17 protein-coding genes are annotated in these 15,885 nt (G+C 74.2%); 12 read left to right on the forward strand and 5 right to left on the reverse strand.

Translation table 11 applies throughout. From position 1 onward, the window contains the following. Positions 1–10 precede the first annotated feature (10 nt). Together EDD39_RS09520 and EDD39_RS09525 are read left to right on the forward strand one after the other, a co-directional pair. Positions 11–676, forward strand: a complete 666-nt coding sequence (locus EDD39_RS09520) for an HAD family hydrolase (RefSeq protein WP_123554810.1) — start codon at positions 11–13, stop codon at positions 674–676. Positions 677–771: 95 nt separating this feature from the next. Then, positions 772–1,986, forward strand: a complete 1,215-nt coding sequence (locus EDD39_RS09525) for an MFS transporter (protein ID WP_123554812.1) — start codon at positions 772–774, stop codon at positions 1,984–1,986. Positions 1,987–2,144: 158 nt separating this feature from the next. On the opposite strand, the gene EDD39_RS09530 is transcribed toward EDD39_RS09525, so the two are convergent. Both EDD39_RS09530 and EDD39_RS38940 read right to left on the reverse strand, forming a co-directional pair. Next, on the reverse strand, positions 2,145–2,369 hold the full coding sequence (locus EDD39_RS09530) for a type II toxin-antitoxin system prevent-host-death family antitoxin (RefSeq protein ID WP_123554814.1): 225 nt from the start codon (positions 2,367–2,369) through the stop codon (positions 2,145–2,147). Between the two features lie 28 nt (positions 2,370–2,397). After that, positions 2,398–3,384: a hypothetical protein gene (locus tag EDD39_RS38940; RefSeq protein WP_148089419.1), complete on the reverse strand. Its 987-nt coding sequence runs from the start codon at positions 3,382–3,384 to the stop codon at positions 2,398–2,400. A 231-nt stretch (positions 3,385–3,615) separates the two neighbouring features. Here EDD39_RS38940 and EDD39_RS09545 point away from each other — a divergent pair, with 231 nt between their 5' ends. From EDD39_RS09545 to EDD39_RS09570, 6 genes are all read left to right on the forward strand, one after another. Then, on the forward strand, positions 3,616–4,803 hold the full coding sequence (locus EDD39_RS09545) for an acetoin utilization protein AcuC (RefSeq protein ID WP_123554820.1): 1,188 nt from the start codon (positions 3,616–3,618) through the stop codon (positions 4,801–4,803). Beyond that, positions 4,800–5,639, forward strand: coding sequence for a phosphatase (locus tag EDD39_RS09550; RefSeq protein WP_123554822.1), 840 nt, complete (start codon positions 4,800–4,802; stop codon positions 5,637–5,639). The genes EDD39_RS09545 and EDD39_RS09550 overlap by 4 nt, the downstream gene beginning before the upstream one ends. 118 nt (positions 5,640–5,757) lie before the next feature. Next, the gene (locus EDD39_RS09555) at positions 5,758–5,967 is read left to right on the forward strand and encodes a helix-turn-helix domain-containing protein (protein ID WP_014136488.1); all 210 of its coding nucleotides are present in this window, start codon (positions 5,758–5,760) and stop codon (positions 5,965–5,967) included. A gap of 122 nt (positions 5,968–6,089) precedes the next feature. Further along, positions 6,090–6,188 carry a 30S ribosomal protein bS22 gene (locus tag EDD39_RS09560; RefSeq protein WP_003948845.1) on the forward strand — a complete coding sequence of 33 codons (99 nt, stop codon included), beginning with the start codon at positions 6,090–6,092 and terminating at the stop codon, positions 6,186–6,188. Positions 6,189–6,389: 201 nt separating this feature from the next. Further along, positions 6,390–7,448 (forward strand): NAD-dependent epimerase/dehydratase family protein, encoded by a 1,059-nt coding sequence (locus EDD39_RS09565; RefSeq protein ID WP_123554824.1) that lies wholly within the window; start codon positions 6,390–6,392, stop codon positions 7,446–7,448. Beyond that, positions 7,445–8,449, forward strand: a complete 1,005-nt coding sequence (locus EDD39_RS09570) for a lysophospholipid acyltransferase family protein (RefSeq protein WP_030457859.1) — start codon at positions 7,445–7,447, stop codon at positions 8,447–8,449. Before EDD39_RS09565 ends, EDD39_RS09570 begins: the two co-directional genes overlap by 4 nt. 77 nt (positions 8,450–8,526) lie before the next feature. On the opposite strand, the gene EDD39_RS09575 is transcribed toward EDD39_RS09570, so the two are convergent. The 3 genes from EDD39_RS09575 to EDD39_RS09585 form a co-directional block, all read right to left on the reverse strand. Then, complete coding sequence (locus EDD39_RS09575; protein ID WP_148089420.1) at positions 8,527–9,726, reverse strand: DUF5667 domain-containing protein; 1,200 nt, start codon at positions 9,724–9,726, stop codon at positions 8,527–8,529. A gap of 303 nt (positions 9,727–10,029) precedes the next feature. Further along, positions 10,030–10,896, reverse strand: coding sequence for an ECF subfamily RNA polymerase sigma factor, BldN family (locus EDD39_RS09580; protein ID WP_051816502.1), 867 nt, complete (start codon positions 10,894–10,896; stop codon positions 10,030–10,032). Between the two features lie 448 nt (positions 10,897–11,344). Beyond that, on the reverse strand, positions 11,345–12,268 hold the full coding sequence (locus tag EDD39_RS09585) for an HAD family hydrolase (protein WP_123554828.1): 924 nt from the start codon (positions 12,266–12,268) through the stop codon (positions 11,345–11,347). A gap of 83 nt (positions 12,269–12,351) precedes the next feature. Here EDD39_RS09585 and EDD39_RS09590 point away from each other — a divergent pair, with 83 nt between their 5' ends. From EDD39_RS09590 to EDD39_RS09605, 4 genes are all read left to right on the forward strand, one after another. Then, positions 12,352–12,624, forward strand: coding sequence for a glutaredoxin family protein (locus tag EDD39_RS09590; RefSeq protein ID WP_030457855.1), 273 nt, complete (start codon positions 12,352–12,354; stop codon positions 12,622–12,624). A gap of 136 nt (positions 12,625–12,760) precedes the next feature. Further along, entirely contained in the window at positions 12,761–13,444 is a 684-nt protein-coding gene (locus tag EDD39_RS09595; RefSeq protein ID WP_123554830.1) for a 3'-5' exonuclease, read from the forward strand. 107 nt (positions 13,445–13,551) lie between these two features. After that, on the forward strand, positions 13,552–14,412 hold the full coding sequence (locus EDD39_RS09600) for a redox-sensing transcriptional repressor Rex (protein ID WP_123560284.1): 861 nt from the start codon (positions 13,552–13,554) through the stop codon (positions 14,410–14,412). A gap of 31 nt (positions 14,413–14,443) precedes the next feature. Beyond that, entirely contained in the window at positions 14,444–15,871 is a 1,428-nt protein-coding gene (locus EDD39_RS09605) for a glutamyl-tRNA reductase (protein ID WP_123554832.1), read from the forward strand. Positions 15,872–15,885: the final 14 nt, after the last annotated feature.

Consider the following 15,885-nt stretch of genomic DNA (forward strand, 5'->3'; position numbering starts at 1 on the left):
CTCGGGCCCCGTGAGCGACGACACGGGCTACGACCTGCTGATCCTGGACAACGACGGCGTGCTGGTGGACAGCGAGCCGATCTCGAACCGGGTGCTCGCCGAGTACCTGACCGAACTCGGCTTCCCCACCACGATCGAGGACTCCTACCGCGACTTCATGGGCACCGCCGCGCACACCGTGCACGACGTGGTCGCCGAACGGTACGGGGCGACCCTCCCGGCTGGCTTCGACGACCTGTTCCACGAGCGGGTGTTCGCCGCCTTCGCCGACGGGCTGCGGCCGGTGGCCGGGGCCGAGAAGCTGCTCACCCACCTCCAGGAGCACGGCGTCCGCTACTGCGTGGCCTCCTCCGCCCACCACTCCTGGATCCGCACCGCGCACCGCCTCACCGGCCTGTCCGGCTACTTCACCGACGAACTGCTGTTCTCCGCCCAGGACGTCGGCGTCGGCAAGCCCGCCCCCGACCTGTTCCTGCACGCCGCCCGCGCCATGGGCGCCGACCCGGCCCGCTGCCTGGTCCTGGAGGACAGCCGCAACGGCGTGCTGGCCGCCCGCGCCGCCGGCATGGACGTGTACGGGTACGCCGCGCTCACCGACCCGGCCAAGCTCACCTCGGCCGGGGCCACCGGGCTGCTCACCGCGCTGGACGAGGCGGTCCGCCTGCTGCCGAACTGATCCCGTCGCACCCCTCCCGCCGGCGCGGCCGACCGCCTACGCTCTGCCCAACAGTTGCGTACCGGCCGGTAGCGTCGGTGGTGAGCGAGGTTCCCATGCAGGTCGCGGCGCTGGCCGAACCCACCCCGCGGCTCCGGCAGGCCCGGGTCGCACTGGCCGTCTCGTTCTTCCTGCAGGGCACCACCTTCGCCCTGCTGGTCACCTGCATCACCGACCTGCAGAAACGTTACGGCCTCAGTGACGGACTGCTGCCGGTCTTCCTGGCCGCCGTCCCGATCCTGGCCGGCGTCGGCTCGATCGCCTCCGAGACCCTGGTCAAACGCACCACCGCCCGCGGCGTCCTGCGGGTCGTCCAACCCGCCCTCTGCCTCACCCTCGCCCTCACCGGCCTCGGCTCGCAGCTGTGGCAACTCGCCATCGCCCTCGGCCTGTTCGGCCTCCTGGTCGGCGCCCTCGACGCCTCCATGAACATGCTCGGCGTCGGCCTCCAGCACTGCTACGGCCGCAGCATCATGATCGGCTTCCACGCCGCGTTCAGCCTCGGCGGCATCCTCGGCGCCGCGCTCGCGGCCCTCGCCGCGCACTGGGACACCGGCCTGCCCCTGCTGTTCGGCGGCGCCGCGACCGTCCTGGTCCCCGCCGCCCTGCTCGTCGGCCGCCACTTCGCCGGCCCCGCCGAACTCGGCGACGCCGTCCGGGAGGCCGCCGAACTCGCCGCCCGCCGCATCCCCTGGAAGCCGCTGCTCCCGCTCTGCGCCGTGATGGCCTTCGCCTACATCGCCGACGCCTCCGTCTCCAACTACAGCGTCAAGTACCTCACCGACGGCCTGCACAGCCCCGCCGACCTCGCCAAGTTCTCCTACCTCGGCTACATGGTCGCCATGCTGCTCGGCCGCGCCGTCGGCGACCGCGCCGTCCAGCGCTTCACCGTCCTCCCCGTCGTCCGCACCGGCACCGCGGTGGCCGGCGCGGGCTTCCTGATCGCCGTCCTCGCCCCCGGCACCTGGACCGGGGTCCTCGGCTTCACCGTCCTCGGCTTCGGCATCTGCGCGATCATCCCCCAGGTCTTCGCCGCCGGCGGCCGCCTCTTCCCGCACGCCAGCGACGCCGCCGTCGCCCGCCTCAACCTCTTCAACTACGTCGGCTTCCTGATCGGCTCCCCCCTCGTCGGCTCCCTCGCCGAACTCTCCGACTACCGCTGGGCCTTCTGCGCCCCCATGCTCCTCGTCCTCGCCGTCCTCCCGCTCGCCCCGCACTTCCTCCCGGCCCCGGCCGCCGACCGGCCCGACCTGGCGAAGGCCCCGGCCTAGGCGGTGCGCCCGGCGTACTCCGGGGCGACGCCGCCGGGACGAACCCGACGCCCGCTGCCCCCGCCTGCTCGACGCCGTGCCGGACGAGTTCGCCCGCCCCGCCGCGAACGCCCCCGCCCCGGCCGGACCGCGATCGCCCCTCCGGGGGGGAGCAGGACTCAGGCGGGCGCGTCCGGTGCGGCCGCGGGCGCACCGGCGGTCCGCCGGGTGCGGTGCCAGGCCAGGGTGGCTTCGAGGTCGGCCAGTTCCCGGGGGTTGACGAGGACGGCGGCGGGGAGCCCGTTGACGGTGATGGTGACGCGGTCGCGGCGGGTGCGGGCGACGTGGCGGACCAGCCCCCCGAGGCGGGTGCGGGCTTCGGTGATCGACAGGAAGTCGGGCATGAGGGCTGCACTTTCCGTGGTGCGCGGCTCAGCGGGCCGCGGGGGTGAGGATGCGGGAGCGGGCCTGCTGGGCGGCGCGGACGGCCTCGCGGGCGAAGGCGCGGGCGCTGCCGGTGAGCGGGGCGGGCGGGGTGTCCGGAGCCCGGCCGCAGGGCGGGCAGGGGCCGGGGCGGGGGACGGGGTCGTGGCAGGAGGGACAGGTCGGGAGGGGAGCTCGGGTGGCGGGGAGGGCGGGGCGTTTGTCGATGAGGCGGCGGTGGATGAAGCCGGCGGGGAAGTGGACGTGTTCGGGGAGGCCGGGGAGGAGGGCGGCGGCGAGGTCGGCGGGAGTGCTGCCGAGGTCGATCCAGTGGGCCACCAGCGGGGCGAGGCGGGCGGCTTCGGCCTCGCCGATCCGTAGGCGGGGTTCGGGGCGGACGACGCGGAGCAGGAGCGCGGCGGCCGGCCCGGTGCGGTCGTCCAGGGCGGGCGCGGGGGCGGGTGGGCACGGTGCGGTTCGTGGCTGCGGTTGCGGTTGCGGCTGCGCCTGCGGCTGCGGTTGCGGTTGCGGCTGCGCCTGCGGCTGCGGCTGCGGTTGTGGCTGTGGCTCCGGTCGCGTGTGCGGGCGCGGGATCACGGGAGGTTCGGGCAGACGGGGCGGGAGGGAGGTTTCTTTGCTCTGTTCTTTTGTCTTGGAGGGTGCAGGAGGACCGGGTACCGGTGGACCGTCACCCGGTGCGAACTGCCCGGGAGTGTCGGTGACGTGCTGCACGGAGATGATCCGGCCGTTGGCCAGCCGGGTCTTGACGACGGTGTAGTAGCCCGCGCGGGTCAGGTCGCGCAGGGCCTTGCGGGTCGCCCAGAGGCTGTCGCCGGTGATCGCCGCCATCTGCTGGGCGGTCATCCGCCACCCGTCGGGCAGGGAGAGCAGGAAGGCGAGCAGCCCGCGCGGGCCGTTGCGCAGTTTGACGCGCTGCAGCATTTTGTTCGGCAGGACGGTGAAGTGGTCCTTGTGGGCGCTACGATGAACTCGCATGGGAAGTTGAGGTCCTGTGTCATGCCCCGGGGTGTTGGCGCGCCGCCGGGGCGATCTAATGGATTACATTGCGGAACGTAACACGCCCGCTACGCTCCGCGCGAAGCGGTCCGGAAGCGATCGCCATCCGGTCATTCGTCGGCAGTGAAGCGGCGTCAACCGGCCAGCGAGCGGGCCGAGTCGGAACCGGGGCGGGCGGGCGGCCGGGGTCGGCCCCGATACGGTGTGGGCATGGCGGAAAGCACCTGTGGGCTGCACCTGTTCTGGGACGAGGCGGAGACCGGATACGACTTCGGGCCCGGGCATCCGATGGACCCGACCCGGCTCGCGTTGACGATGCGGCTGGTCGAGTCGCTCGGGCTGACCGGGCAGCCGTCGGTGACGGTGCGTTCGGCGCCGCCCGCCGGGGAGTCGACGCTGCGGCTGGTGCACACGGCCGAGTACGTGGCGGCGGTGAAGCGGGCCGCGGCCGACCCGTCCGCGGTCGACGCGGCGCACGGGCTGGGGACGGACGACAACTGGGCGTTCCCGGGGCTGCACACCGCCTCCGCGCTGATCGCCGGACAGTCGGTGGCGGCGGCCGAGGCGGTGTGGCGCGGGGAGACCCCGCACGCGGTGAACTTCGCGGGCGGCCTGCACCACGCGATGCCCGGGCAGGCGTCCGGGTTCTGCATCTACAACGACCCGGCGCTGGCGATCGCCCGGCTGCTCGAACTGGGCGCCGAGCGGGTCGCCTACGTGGACGTGGACGTCCACCACGGCGACGGCGTGCAGCAGGCGTTCTGGAACGACCCGCGGGTGCTGACCGTCTCGCTGCACGAGAGCCCCAGCACGCTGTTCCCGCAGACCGGTTGGGCCACCGAGACCGGCGGCCCGGACGCCGGGGGCACCGCCGCCAACCTGGCGCTGCCCGCCGGGACGGGCGACGCCGGGTGGCTGCGCGCCTTCCACGCCCTGGTGCCCGAACTGCTGGCCGCGTTCCGCCCGCAGGTGATCGTCAGCCAGCACGGCGCCGACACCCACGTCGAGGACCCGCTGGCCCACCTCGCCGTCACCGTCGACGCCCAGCGGATCGTCGCCGAGGCCGTCCACCGCCTCGCCCACGAGCACGCCGGCGGCCGCTGGATCGCCACCGGCGGCGGCGGGTACGCGGTGGTCGACGTGGTGCCCCGGACCTGGACGCACCTGGTGGCCACCGCGGCCGGCCACCCCGTCGACCCGGCCACCGAGACCCCCGAGGAGTGGCGCGCCGAGGTGTACCGGCTGACCTGCCGCCCCGCCCCGCTGCGGATGACCGACGGCGCCACCCCGCACTGGGCGGACTTCCAGGACGGCGGCTACGACCCCGCCGACCGCCTCGACCAGGCCGTCCTGGCGACCCGCCGGGCCGTCCTGCCGCAGCACGGGCTGATCCCGTGACCGCCCGCGCGGAGCTGCGCGCCTACCTGGTCAAGCACCGACTGGCCGGCCCCGAGGTGCCCACGCCCCGGCAGAACAACCTGCGCCACTACCGGCTGTTCGCCCAGGGCGACCCCAAGGCCCTGATGGGGCTGGAGCCGGAGCCCCGCCGCGACCCGGACGCGGTGCTGCGGCTGATGGCCGAACGCGTCGGCGTGCACCCGGACCCCGGCTACACCGAGGGCCCCGACTCGATCGACCCCGACCGCACCCTGGACGCCCTGGACCGCCTCGCCCTCCTGCTGCGCCGCACCGCCGGGCGGCGCGGCGGCGTGCTGGCCGGCACCGGCCACCCCACCAAGCTGGCGGGCTTCCACCGCGCGCTGGCCGAGGCGCTCGAAGCGGCCGGATGCACCGTGCACACCCCCGCGCGGGGCGTGCGCTTCCGCGAGCCCACCCCGGAGGGCGAGCGCCCCCGCTACCTCGACGTGCTGGACGGCGTCCTGGTGGTGCGCGCCCTGGACGGCCCGGACGGGCCCGGCCGCCCCGGCCCCGGCGACCTCGCCCACACCCACTCCCCGCTGCCGGTCCGGCTCGCCCTGACCGCCCTCGCCGACGCCGGGCACCGCCCGCCCGACCTGGTGCTGGGCGACCACGGCTGGCTCTGCGGCGCGGGCCGCCTGGGCATCCCGGCCGGCGGCATCGCGGACTGCAACGACGTCGCCCCGTTCGCCGCCGAGGCGGACGGGCTGGTGGAGGTGGTCGTCCCGCTCGAGGACGGCTCCGCGCCGAGCTGCTACGTTCCGCTGAGCGACTACGTACTGCAACGGGCGGATCTCGCACCGTACAACAGGTGAGGGCCCCCCTCTTCCCACCCGTACCACCCATAACTACTCTGGGGATACACGTGTGCCGGTGGAGTCACCGGAGGGGAAGCCGGTGCCTTGCACACGGGTAAGGGTCGGGTGATGGGTCATGAGTTCCGGCGAACGTCCCCTGCAGGATGTCGTCTTCCTGACCGTGGCCGAGGTCGCCTCGGTGATGCGGGTGTCGAAGATGACGGTCTACCGCCTCGTGCACAGCGGCGAGCTTCCGGCCATCCGGGTCGGACGCTCCTTCCGGGTGCCCGAGCAGAAGGTGCACGAGTACCTCCAGGAGTCCTACGTGCGCCTGGAAAGCGCGTAGGCCGGGGCCCCGCAGGGGCACCGATTACGGCAAACGCGACGTGGACGGTAGGCTAGGCCCTCCGTCAGTCGTATGGACTCCCGTCTCTCACGGGCGCGGGTCCGAGTGAGCGAGGAAATTCCGTGGGCTCTGTCATCAAGAAGCGTCGCAAGCGTATGGCCAAGAAGAAGCACCGCAAGCTTCTGAAGCGGACTCGCGTCCAGCGTCGCAACAAGAAGTAACACCGTTCGGCGCCATCCTCGCTCTCGCGGGGATGATCCCCCCGCACACGCGTTCAGCTACGCAGGTAGAACTGGCGCCGACGGTGTGCCGCTGCCCGCCCCAGGGAGAAATCCCCGGGGCGGGCAGTGGCGTTTGAGCCTCCGGAACCTCCGCGCGGTACGGTGCAGGCCAGGGCGGGCATCCAGGGAGGTCGGGGCATCGTGGGCAAGGTCGTGCTCGTCACCGGCGTGGCGCGCCCGCTCGGCGCGCGCTTCGCCGAACGGATCGCCGAACGGCCCGACGTGGACCGGGTGGTCGGGGTGGACGCCGCCCCGCCGCCGACCGGACTGCCGCCCGGCGTCCGCTACGCCCAGGTCGACCCGCGGCGCCCCGCGATCGCCCGGGTGATCGCCGAGCACGAGGTCGACACTGTCGTGCACCTCAACGTCACCGCGCTCGGCCACGGCGGCCGGGCCGCGGTGAAGGAGAGCAACGTCATCGGCACCATGCAGCTGCTCGGCGCCTGCCAACAGGCGCCCGGGCTGGGCCGGCTGGTGGTCAAGTCCACCACCGCGGTGTACGGCTCCGCGCCCCGCGACCCGGCCGTGTTCGGCGAGCGGATGCAGCCCAAGGCGCTGCCCCCCGGCGGCTTCGCCCGGGACGCCGCCGAGGTCGAGGGCTACGTCCGCGGCTTCGCCCGCCGCCGCCCCGACGTCGCGGTCACCGTGCTGCGCTTCGCCAACATCCTCGGACCGGACGGCGACACCCCGCTCGCCGCCTACTTCCGCCTCCCGGTGCTGCCCACCGCGTTCGGCCACGACCCGCGGCTGCAGTTCGTCCACGAGGACGACGCCCTGGAGGCGCTGCGACTGGCCGCCCTCGGCGCCCCGACCGGCACCTACAACGTCGCCGGGGACGGCGTCCTGCTGCTCTCCCAGTGCGCCCGCCGGCTCGGCCGCCCCACCGTCCCGCTGCTGCGGCCCGCACTCGGCCTGGTCGCCCAGCTGGCCCGGCAGCTGGCCGCCCCCGCGGACCGGGCGTTCTCCCAGGAACAGCTCCAACTGCTCACCCACGGACGCGTGGTGGACACCGCCCAGCTGCGCGACCGGTACGGCTGGGCACCGCGCTGGACCACCCCGGAGACCTTCGCCGACTTCGTCGCGCACAGCTCGCCCGGCCCGCTGCCGCCCGAGCGGCTCACCGCCGTCACCGACCGGCTGGCCGGCCTGCTCGGCAACCCCCACCACCCCACCGACACCCAGGAGTTGAGGCCGCGATGACAGCCGCCCGGGAGTCCGCCGACCCGGCGGCCAAGGTCATCCCGATCGAGTCCGCCCCCAGCTGGAACGGCCCCGAACCGCGCCCCGGCCTCGCCGACCGGATCGCCGACGGCGTCGGCACCGCCCTCGCCGGGCAGCTCGGCGCCACCGCCACCCGGGTGTTCGGCAAGGGCTGGGAGGAACGCGCCGCCCACGGCCTCGGCTTCCTGCGCCGCCGGCTCACCGGCGACTACGAGGTCGACGACTTCGGCTTCGACCGGGAGCTCACCGAGGAGGTCTTCCTCGCCCTGCTCCGGCCGCTCGCCGAGAAGTACTTCCGGATCGAGGTCCGCGGCACCGAGCACATCCCCGCCGAGGGCGGCGTGCTGATCGTCGCCAACCACTCCGGCACCATCCCGCTGGACGCCCTGATGACCCAGGTCGCCGTCCACGACCACGCCGACCGGCACCTGCGGATGCTCGCCGCCGACCTGGTCTTCGTCCTGCCCGTGGTCAACGAGCTGGCCCGCAAGGCCGGACACACCCTGGCCTGCAACGAGGACGCCCAGACCCTGCTGGAACGCGGCGAGGTGGTCGGCGTCTGGCCCGAGGGCTTCAAGGGCATCGGCAAGCCCTTCGCCGACCGCTACAAGCTCCAGCGCTTCGGCCGCGGCGGCTTCGTCGCCTCCGCGCTGCGGGCCGGCGTGCCGATCGTGCCCTGCTCGATCGTCGGCGCCGAGGAGACCTACCCGATGATCGGCAACTTCAAGACCCTGGCCCGGCTGCTCGGCCTGCCCTACGTCCCGATCACGCCCACCTTCCCCTGGCTCGGCCCGCTCGGCGCGATCCCGCTCCCCACCAAGTGGACCATCCAGTTCGGCGAGCCGATCCCCACCGACAGCTACCCGAAGGACGCGGCCGAGGACCCGATGCTGGTCTTCAACCTCACCGACCAGGTCCGGGAGACCATCCAGCACACGCTGTACAAGCTGCTGGTGCAACGGCGTTCGGTCTTCGGCTGATCCCGGACGGCAGGGTGCGGGGAACCGCGCGTCGTCTTCACGCTGCGCGCGGTTCCCCACCCTCCTGCCGGTGCCGCCTAGTTGAGCGTCAGGCCCGGGAGCAGGCCCGGGACCAGCGGCGGGATGGTGATGCCCGGGACCGCGCCCGCGGAGGGGGCGCTCGGGGAGCCCGAGGGGGCCGGGGCGGGGGCGGCGGACGCGGCCGGGGAGCCGCTCGCGGCGGCCGAGGCGCCGGTGCCGGTCAGGCCGCCCAGCAGGTCGCCGAGGCCGCCCGCGGCGCCCGCGCCGGGAGCCGGGCTGACCCGGACCGACGGGACCGCCGCCGGGGCCTGGCCGCCGCTCGTGCCGCCGGACGCCCCGGTGCCGGGCAGCAGCGGCTGCCGGTCCGTGCCGGTGCCCGCGCTGCTGCCGCCGCTCGCGCCGCCGCCCGCGGTGCTCCCGCTGCCGCCGCTGCCGCCCTGGCCGGGGACCTGCTCCAGCCGTAGCGGCGCGACGTCCTCGCTTATGTCGTCGAAGAGCTGGTCGACCTTGCCGGCCTGGGCGCTCAGCCCGGACGGCAGCTTGGACTGCAGGGCCGACCAGCGCTGGTCCTCCCCGGCGAAGCCGGCGAGTTGGCGCATCGGGGTGAGCGAGCCGTTGGTGCGGTAGACGGCGCGCAGCAGGTCGCGGCCGCGGAGCGCCTCGGCGTGCATGTCGTCGAGCGCACGGCGGACCTGGTCGACCGTGGTGGGGCTGAGCGAGGTCGGGCTGTCGGAGCGGCCGAGCAGCGACTGCGCCTCGTCGAGCCGGGTGGACGCCTGCTGGAGCAGCAGGGCGCCGCGCTCGGTGTCGCTGTCGGCCCAGTCGAGGCGCAGTCCTTCGAGGCCGCGCTTCATGCCGTACAGGGCGTCGCCCGGGAGGGCGTTGGTGGAGGCGGCGGCGGCTCCGGCGAACCCGCCGACGGCGACGCCGGCGACCAGGCCGCCGATGGCCAGGCGGCGGCCCCAGCGGGTGCGGCGGGTGCGCGGGGCGCGCTGGGCGGGGAGGACCGCGGTGGGGGCGCCACCGGCCCACTCCTGCTCGAACGCGGCCATCAGCCGGGCTCGTTGGACCGTCCGCGTCTCGGCGGCGAGCTCGGGCGCGGGCACCGCGCCGAGCGCGTCGGCCATGGCGAGGAGCTCGGTCATGGCGGCGGAGCCGGCCCGGTGCGAGCCGCTGCTCCGCTGGTCACTCTGGTGGGCCTCCAGCGCCTCGGCGAAGGACTTCGCCCGCCGGTGCTCCAGCACGTTTGCCGTCACGGGCCACACCTCCCTTCGTCGTTTTCGACACCGTGGCCCGCCGGTTGGTTGTCCCGACAGGCCGAAACCACACCATCGGGTGACAGCTCGAGTTCCCACTTGACTGAGAGCCCGGTGGCGGATTGCACGCTGGCCAACGAGCGGTGTCGGGAGTCGGTTACGCACGACCCCCCTGGCGTATTAAGCAGAGCAGATGACCGCCCCGTCACCCGGACGTGCTTGGCGCCGGGGCGGGTTGACGGTCCGTCGGGCGCAGGCCGGGGCCGGGCCGGTCTGTGGGCTATCACGTCCACGGGCCGCGGATCACCGGGCGTCCGGCGGCAGCAGGCGGGCCAGCGTGCGCACCGCCCGGTACTGCAGCGTCTTGATGGCGCCCTCGTTCTTGCCCATGATCCGGGCCGTCTCGGCGACCGACAGGCCCTGCAGGAAGCGCAGCGTGACGCACTCCTGCTGCTGCGGGTTGAGCCGGCGCACCGCGTCCAGCAGGGCGGCGTTGGAGAGCGACTCCAGCACCGACTCCTCGGGGCTGCGCTCGCACTCGTTGGAGTCGAGCATCTCGCCGGTGGTGACCTCCAGCCGGAACCGGCTGGACTTGAAGTGGTCGGCCACCAGGTTGCGGGCGATGGTGACCAGCCAGGCGCCGAAGTCGCGGCCCTGCCAGGTGAAGGTGCCGATCCGGCGCAGCGCGCGCAGGAAGGTCTCGCTGGTCAGGTCCTCGGCGGTGGCCCGGCTGCCGACCCGGTAGTAGATGTACCGGTACACGGTGTCGGCGTAGTGGTCGTAGAGCCGACCGAAGGCTTCGCTCTCGCCGTTCTGGGCCCGCTCGACCAGCTCCACCACCGGGTTGTGCTCGGTGTCGTAGCCGGGCCCGGCGGGCGCGCTGCGGGAGCGGCCGCGGGTGCCGGGGGCGGGCACGGTGCGGCCGCGCGGGCCCGCGGCGGGGGCGCTGCCGGAGGCGGCGGAGCCGGTCGTGGTCGAGCGCAGCAGCGGTGCGGCGAACGCGGCCGGGGCGGGCGCGGCGAACGCTGGGCCGGCCACCGCGGGCTGCGGCACGACCAGTTCGAACTCGCGGATCGCGGCCCACAGCCGTTCCAGGCGCACACCGCGGCGCAGAGTGGCGGTCGACGGGCGGGAGGTGGCTGGCGCGTCGTTCCGGACGGGTGGGTACACGGGACTCCCAGAGGCAGAACTGTGGACGGATCACCTCCGCCTGGGCGGAGAGCACGCCGCACGGGCCACCCGTCACGGGGACGCTACGGGTGGTGTGCATCCAGGAGAGAATAACGCTTTGTGCAATGACAGCTACACCGCGTGGTCGAAGTGGTCGGTTGAGGTCCACTTCTTGCGCATATTCACCTACCGGTGACCGAAGTTGGCGCCATCCATCCGGCTCAATGTGACCACTTGTGCACAGCAGGTGACCGAACACCGGTGCGCAGGCCGGGTTTCCCCGCTATCAGCCGTCCCAACCCACGACTTTGGCCGACTGCCGAACGATCAGTTCCGGTCAGGGCCGGACGCTCCCGAACCACTGCCCGCCCCCGGGCGCCCCCGCACCGCTCCGACCTGCACGACCACCCGCACAGGGGCGTGTCGCGGCCACCGGGTTGACGCCGGGTCAGGCCCGCTGCCGGCGGTGCACCGCGACCGCCGCCGCGGCCGCCCCCGCCAGCACGCCCAGCCCGGCCGCCGCCGGGAGGCCGATCCGGGCCGCCTTCCGCCCGGTCCGGAAGTCCCGCACCCGCCAGCCCATCGCCCGCGCGTGCCGGCGCAGCGCCCCGTCCGGGTTGATCACGTACGGGTGGCCGACCAGGCTCAGCATCGGGATGTCGTTGGCGGAGTCGCTGAACGCCGCGCAGCGCGCCAGGTCCAACTGCTCGCGGCGGGCCAGCTCCTGCACCGCGGCCGCCTTGGCCGGGCCGTGCAGCATCCCGCCGACCAGCCGGCCGGTGTACTCGCCGTCCCGGGTCTCGGCGACGGTGCCGAGCGCGCCGGTCATGCCCAGCCGGCGGGCGATCAGCCGGGCCACCTCCTGCGGCGCGGCGGTCACCAGCCACACCCGCTGCCCGGCGTCCAGGTGCATCTGCACCAGCGCCCGGGTGCCCGGCCAGACCTTCTCGGCCAGCACCGGCTCGAAGATCTCCTCGCAGATCCGCTCCAGGTCCGCGGTGCGCTTGCCGGCCACCAGTCCGAGCGCGCTGTCCCGGGCGTCGGCGATGTGCTCCGGGTTCTCCGCGCCGTGCAGCCGGAACGCCGCCTGCTGCCAGGCGAACCGGGCCAGGTCGCGGCGGGAGAAGAAGCGCCGCCGGTACAGCCCGACCCCGAGGTAGAAGATCGCCGCCCCGCGCAGGATGGTGTTGTCGCAGTCGAAGAACGCGGCCGCCCGGACGTCCCCGGGCTCCGGCGTGTGGTCGTCCGCGGGCGCCTTCGGCGGCTGCGGCGCGAGCTGGGCCTCGGCGGCGTCGGCCGCGGCCTCGGCCGCCAGGGCGGTCCGGTCGCCGGTGGAACGCCTTGACTGGGTGAGCCTTCGTAGCGCGGCCATGCGACGAGCATAGTCAGCGCGGCCGACCGACCCCGTGTCCGCGGAGTGCCGCCGCAGTGAACGGGCGGCGGCACAATGAACCGGTGAGCCTGCTGCGACGCGCGAAGAAGAACCCCGCCGAGACCACCGTCACCCTGATCGGCAAGCCCGGCTGCCACCTCTGCGAGGACGCCCGCGCGGTGATCCTCAAGGTCACCGGCGACCTGGGCGCCGCCTTCGAGGAGAAGGACATCCTGCAGGACCCGGCCCTCTACGAGCAGTACGCCGAGCAGATCCCGGTCACCCTGGTCGACGGCCGCCAGCACGACTTCTGGCGGGTCGACGAGGCCCGGCTGCGCAAGGCGCTCGGCGCCTGAGCCCCGGCCCCGGCCCTCTCCGGGTACCCGTGCTTCGTGAACGTCCGATGAAGATCGGCCTAGGAGTTCCTTCACTCCTCGGCTTACGATCGAACGGTTTCCGTGTCCGCCGGGGGCTGTGCAAGAGGAGGGCGCGATGAACGGCTACGCCGTCGTCGACGTCGAGGCCACCGGTCGTAGCCCCTGGCGCCACCGGGTGGTCGAGGTGGCCGTGGTGCAGCTGGACGCCGGGCTGCGCACCGAGCGGGAGTTCACCACGCTGGTGGACCCGGCCGGGCCGGTCGGGCCGACGCACGTGCACGGCATAGCCCAGGGCGACGTCGAGGGCGCGCCGCGGTTCCGGCAGATCGCGCCCCGGCTGCTGGAGCTGCTGGCCGGCCGGGTGCTGGTCGGTCACCACGTGACGTGCGACCGGGCGTTCCTGGAGCGCGAGTTCGCCCGGATCGGGGTGGCGCTGCCGCCGGTGCCGCTGCTGTGCACGATGCGGATCGCCCGCCGGATGCTGCCGGAGGCCGGCGGCTTCGGGCTGTCCGCGTGCGTGGAGGCGGCCGGGCTGGGCTGGTTCCCGGCGCACACCGCGCTCGGCGACGCGCAGGCGACGGTGGAGCTGCTGCGGCACTGCCGCCGGACCGGCTGCCCGGACGTCCGGCTGCCCGCGCCGCCCGCCGCACCGGTGGTGCCGTGGCCGCGGCTGGGCCCGGCCCGCTCGGCCGGCTCGCGCGGGGAGGCCCCGCTGCTGCGCCGGGTGGCGCCGCTGGGGCCGTGGCCGGCGGGGGTGGAGGGCCCGCGGGCGATGATCGGTTCGGCGGGTTACGAGTGATGCGTGTCACTGTTCGGGGACAAATCGGACACCATCTTTGTGCACACGTTCACAAACGCATAGCCTGGCGGTCCAAGCCCAGCTTCACCCACAGGAGCAACGTGGCAATCGGCCGACCCTCACCCAGCAGTTCGCAGACGCCCGACCCGGGCGCCGCGCGCAGGTCCTCGCGTGCGCGGGGCATCCCCGAGGCGACCGTGGCCCGCCTCCCGCTCTACCTGCGGGCGCTGACCGCGCTCTCCGAGCGCTCGGTCCCGACCGTCTCCTCCGAGGAACTGGCCGCCGCCGCCGGGGTGAACTCCGCGAAGCTCCGCAAGGACTTCTCCTACCTCGGCTCCTACGGCACCCGCGGCGTCGGGTACGACGTGGAGTACCTCGTCTACCAGATCTCCCGCGAGCTGGGCCTCACCCAGGACTGGCCGGTCGTCATCGTCGGCATCGGCAACCTCGGCCACGCCCTCGCCAACTACGGCGGTTTCGCCTCCCGGGGCTTCCGGGTAGCCGCGCTGCTGGACGCCGACCCGAGCGTGGTCGGCAGCACCGCCGCGGGCCTGCCCGTGCGGCACATGGACGAGCTGGAGGAGATCGTCGCCACCCAGCACGTCTCCATCGGCGTGATCACCACCCCGCCCGGCGCCGCCCAGCAGGTCTGCGACCGGCTGGTGGAGGCCGGCGTGACCAGCATCCTGAACTTCGCCCCGACCGTGCTGACCGTGCCGGACGGGGTGGACGTGCGCAAGGTCGACCTGTCGATAGAGCTGCAGATCCTCGCCTTCCACGAGCAGCGCAAGGCCGGCGACGAACCGTCCGCGGGAGACTCGGTGCTCGACCGCGCCCCCGGCCCGGTTCGGGCCGCGGCTGCCAAACTGCGTCGGGCCGCCGGTGGCGGCAAGGCCGAGCAGGCGAAGACCGCGCCCGCCGCCAAGGCCGGCCCGGACGACGACCTGTCCGCGGTGATGCCGGCGTGAGCACGAACATCCGTCACGACGAGGTGGGGGCATGAGTCTTCTGGTAGTCGGTCTGAGCCACCGGACCGCGCCGGTCGGCGTGCTGGAGCGCGCCGCGCTCACCGGCGACAGCCCGACCCGGGTGCTGCACGAGGCGGCCGCGTCGGCGACCGTCGCCGAGGCCGCGCTGGTCAACACCTGCAACCGGATCGAGCTGTACGCCGACGTGGACAAGTTCCACGCAGGCGTCGCCGAGCTGTCCCAGTTGCTCGCCGGGCACAGCGGCGTCGACCTGGACGAGCTCACCCCCCACCTGTACGTGCACTACGAGGACCGCGCCGTCCACCACCTGTTCTCGGTGGCCTGCGGCCTGGACTCGATGGTGGTCGGCGAGGGCCAGATCCTCGGCCAGCTGCGCGACGCGCTGGCCAAGGCCCAGGAGGAGCACACCGCGGGCCGCGGCCTGAACGAGCTGTTCCAGCAGGCCCTGCGGGTCGGCAAGCGCGCCCACAGCGAGACCGGCATCGACAAGGCCGGCCAGTCGCTGGTCACCTTCGGCCTGGAGCAGGTCGCCGCCGGGGCCGGCCCGATCGCCGGCAAGCGCGCCCTGGTGGTCGGCGCGGGCTCGATGAGCTCGCTGGCCGCCGCCACCCTGGTCCGCTCCGGCGTCACCGACCTGCTGGTCGCCAACCGCACCCCGGCCCGCGCCGAGCGGCTGGTGGAGATCCTCGGCGGCGCCGCCCGCACCCTGGACTTCGCCAAGGTCCCGCAGGCGCTCGCCGACGTCGACCTGGTGATCTCCTGCACCGGCGCGGCCGGCACCGTGATCGACGCCCCCGAGGTCGCCGCCGCGCTCGCGCTCCGCAGCGCCCAGACCGCGAGCCGGGACAGCACAGCCCCGCTGGCCTTCCTCGACCTGGCCATGCCCCGGGACGTCGACCACGCCGTGCACGCCCTCGACGGCGCGCTGCTGGTCGACCTGGAGAGCCTCTCGCACGCGCACGCCGCCACCCCCGGCGCCGGCGACGTGGACGCCGTCTCCACCATCGTCGCGGACGAGGTCACCGCCTTCGGGCAGGCCCAGCGCGCCGCCCGGATCGCCCCGACCGTGGTCGCCCTGCGCGCCATGGCCTCCGAGGTGGTCCGCGGCGAACTCGCCCGCCTCACCTCGCGGCTGCCGGACCTCGACGAGCGCTCCAGCGCGGAGATCTCGCAGACCGTGCGCCGGGTGGTCGACAAACTGCTGCACGCCCCGACCGTCAAGGTCAAGCAGCTCGCCGCCGAACCCGGCGGAGCCTCCTACGCGGAAGCCCTGCGCGAACTGTTCGACTTGGACCCCGCGGCAGTGCACGCTGTCTCCGGCACCCCGATCGGCGCCCAGGCGGGATCCTCGATCCCGCCGGGCGGCATCCCCGCCGCCCAGGCCGCCGTCGCCCCGCCCGCCGGAGCCACCGCCCCGCCCGCCGGAGCCACCAGATGAACACCCCGTCAGCC

The organism is Kitasatospora cineracea (genome assembly GCF_003751605.1).
Classification (GTDB): Bacteria; Actinomycetota; Actinomycetes; order Streptomycetales; family Streptomycetaceae; genus Kitasatospora; species Kitasatospora cineracea.

Coding starts and splice junctions, on each gene's coding strand:
- EDD39_RS09525 (WP_123554812.1), top strand. CDS start 772: ATGCAGGTCGCGGCGCTGGCCGAACCCACCCCGCGGCTCCGGCAGGCC.
- EDD39_RS09530 (WP_123554814.1), bottom strand. CDS start 2,369: ATGCCCGACTTCCTGTCGATCACCGAAGCCCGCACCCGCCTCGGGGGG.
- EDD39_RS38940 (WP_148089419.1), bottom strand. CDS start 3,384: ATGCGAGTTCATCGTAGCGCCCACAAGGACCACTTCACCGTCCTGCCG.
- EDD39_RS09545 (WP_123554820.1), top strand. CDS start 3,616: ATGGCGGAAAGCACCTGTGGGCTGCACCTGTTCTGGGACGAGGCGGAG.
- EDD39_RS09555 (WP_014136488.1), top strand. CDS start 5,758: ATGAGTTCCGGCGAACGTCCCCTGCAGGATGTCGTCTTCCTGACCGTG.
- EDD39_RS09570 (WP_030457859.1), top strand. CDS start 7,445: ATGACAGCCGCCCGGGAGTCCGCCGACCCGGCGGCCAAGGTCATCCCG.
- EDD39_RS09585 (WP_123554828.1), bottom strand. CDS start 12,268: ATGGCCGCGCTACGAAGGCTCACCCAGTCAAGGCGTTCCACCGGCGAC.
- EDD39_RS09595 (WP_123554830.1), top strand. CDS start 12,761: ATGAACGGCTACGCCGTCGTCGACGTCGAGGCCACCGGTCGTAGCCCC.
- EDD39_RS09605 (WP_123554832.1), top strand. CDS start 14,444: ATGAGTCTTCTGGTAGTCGGTCTGAGCCACCGGACCGCGCCGGTCGGC.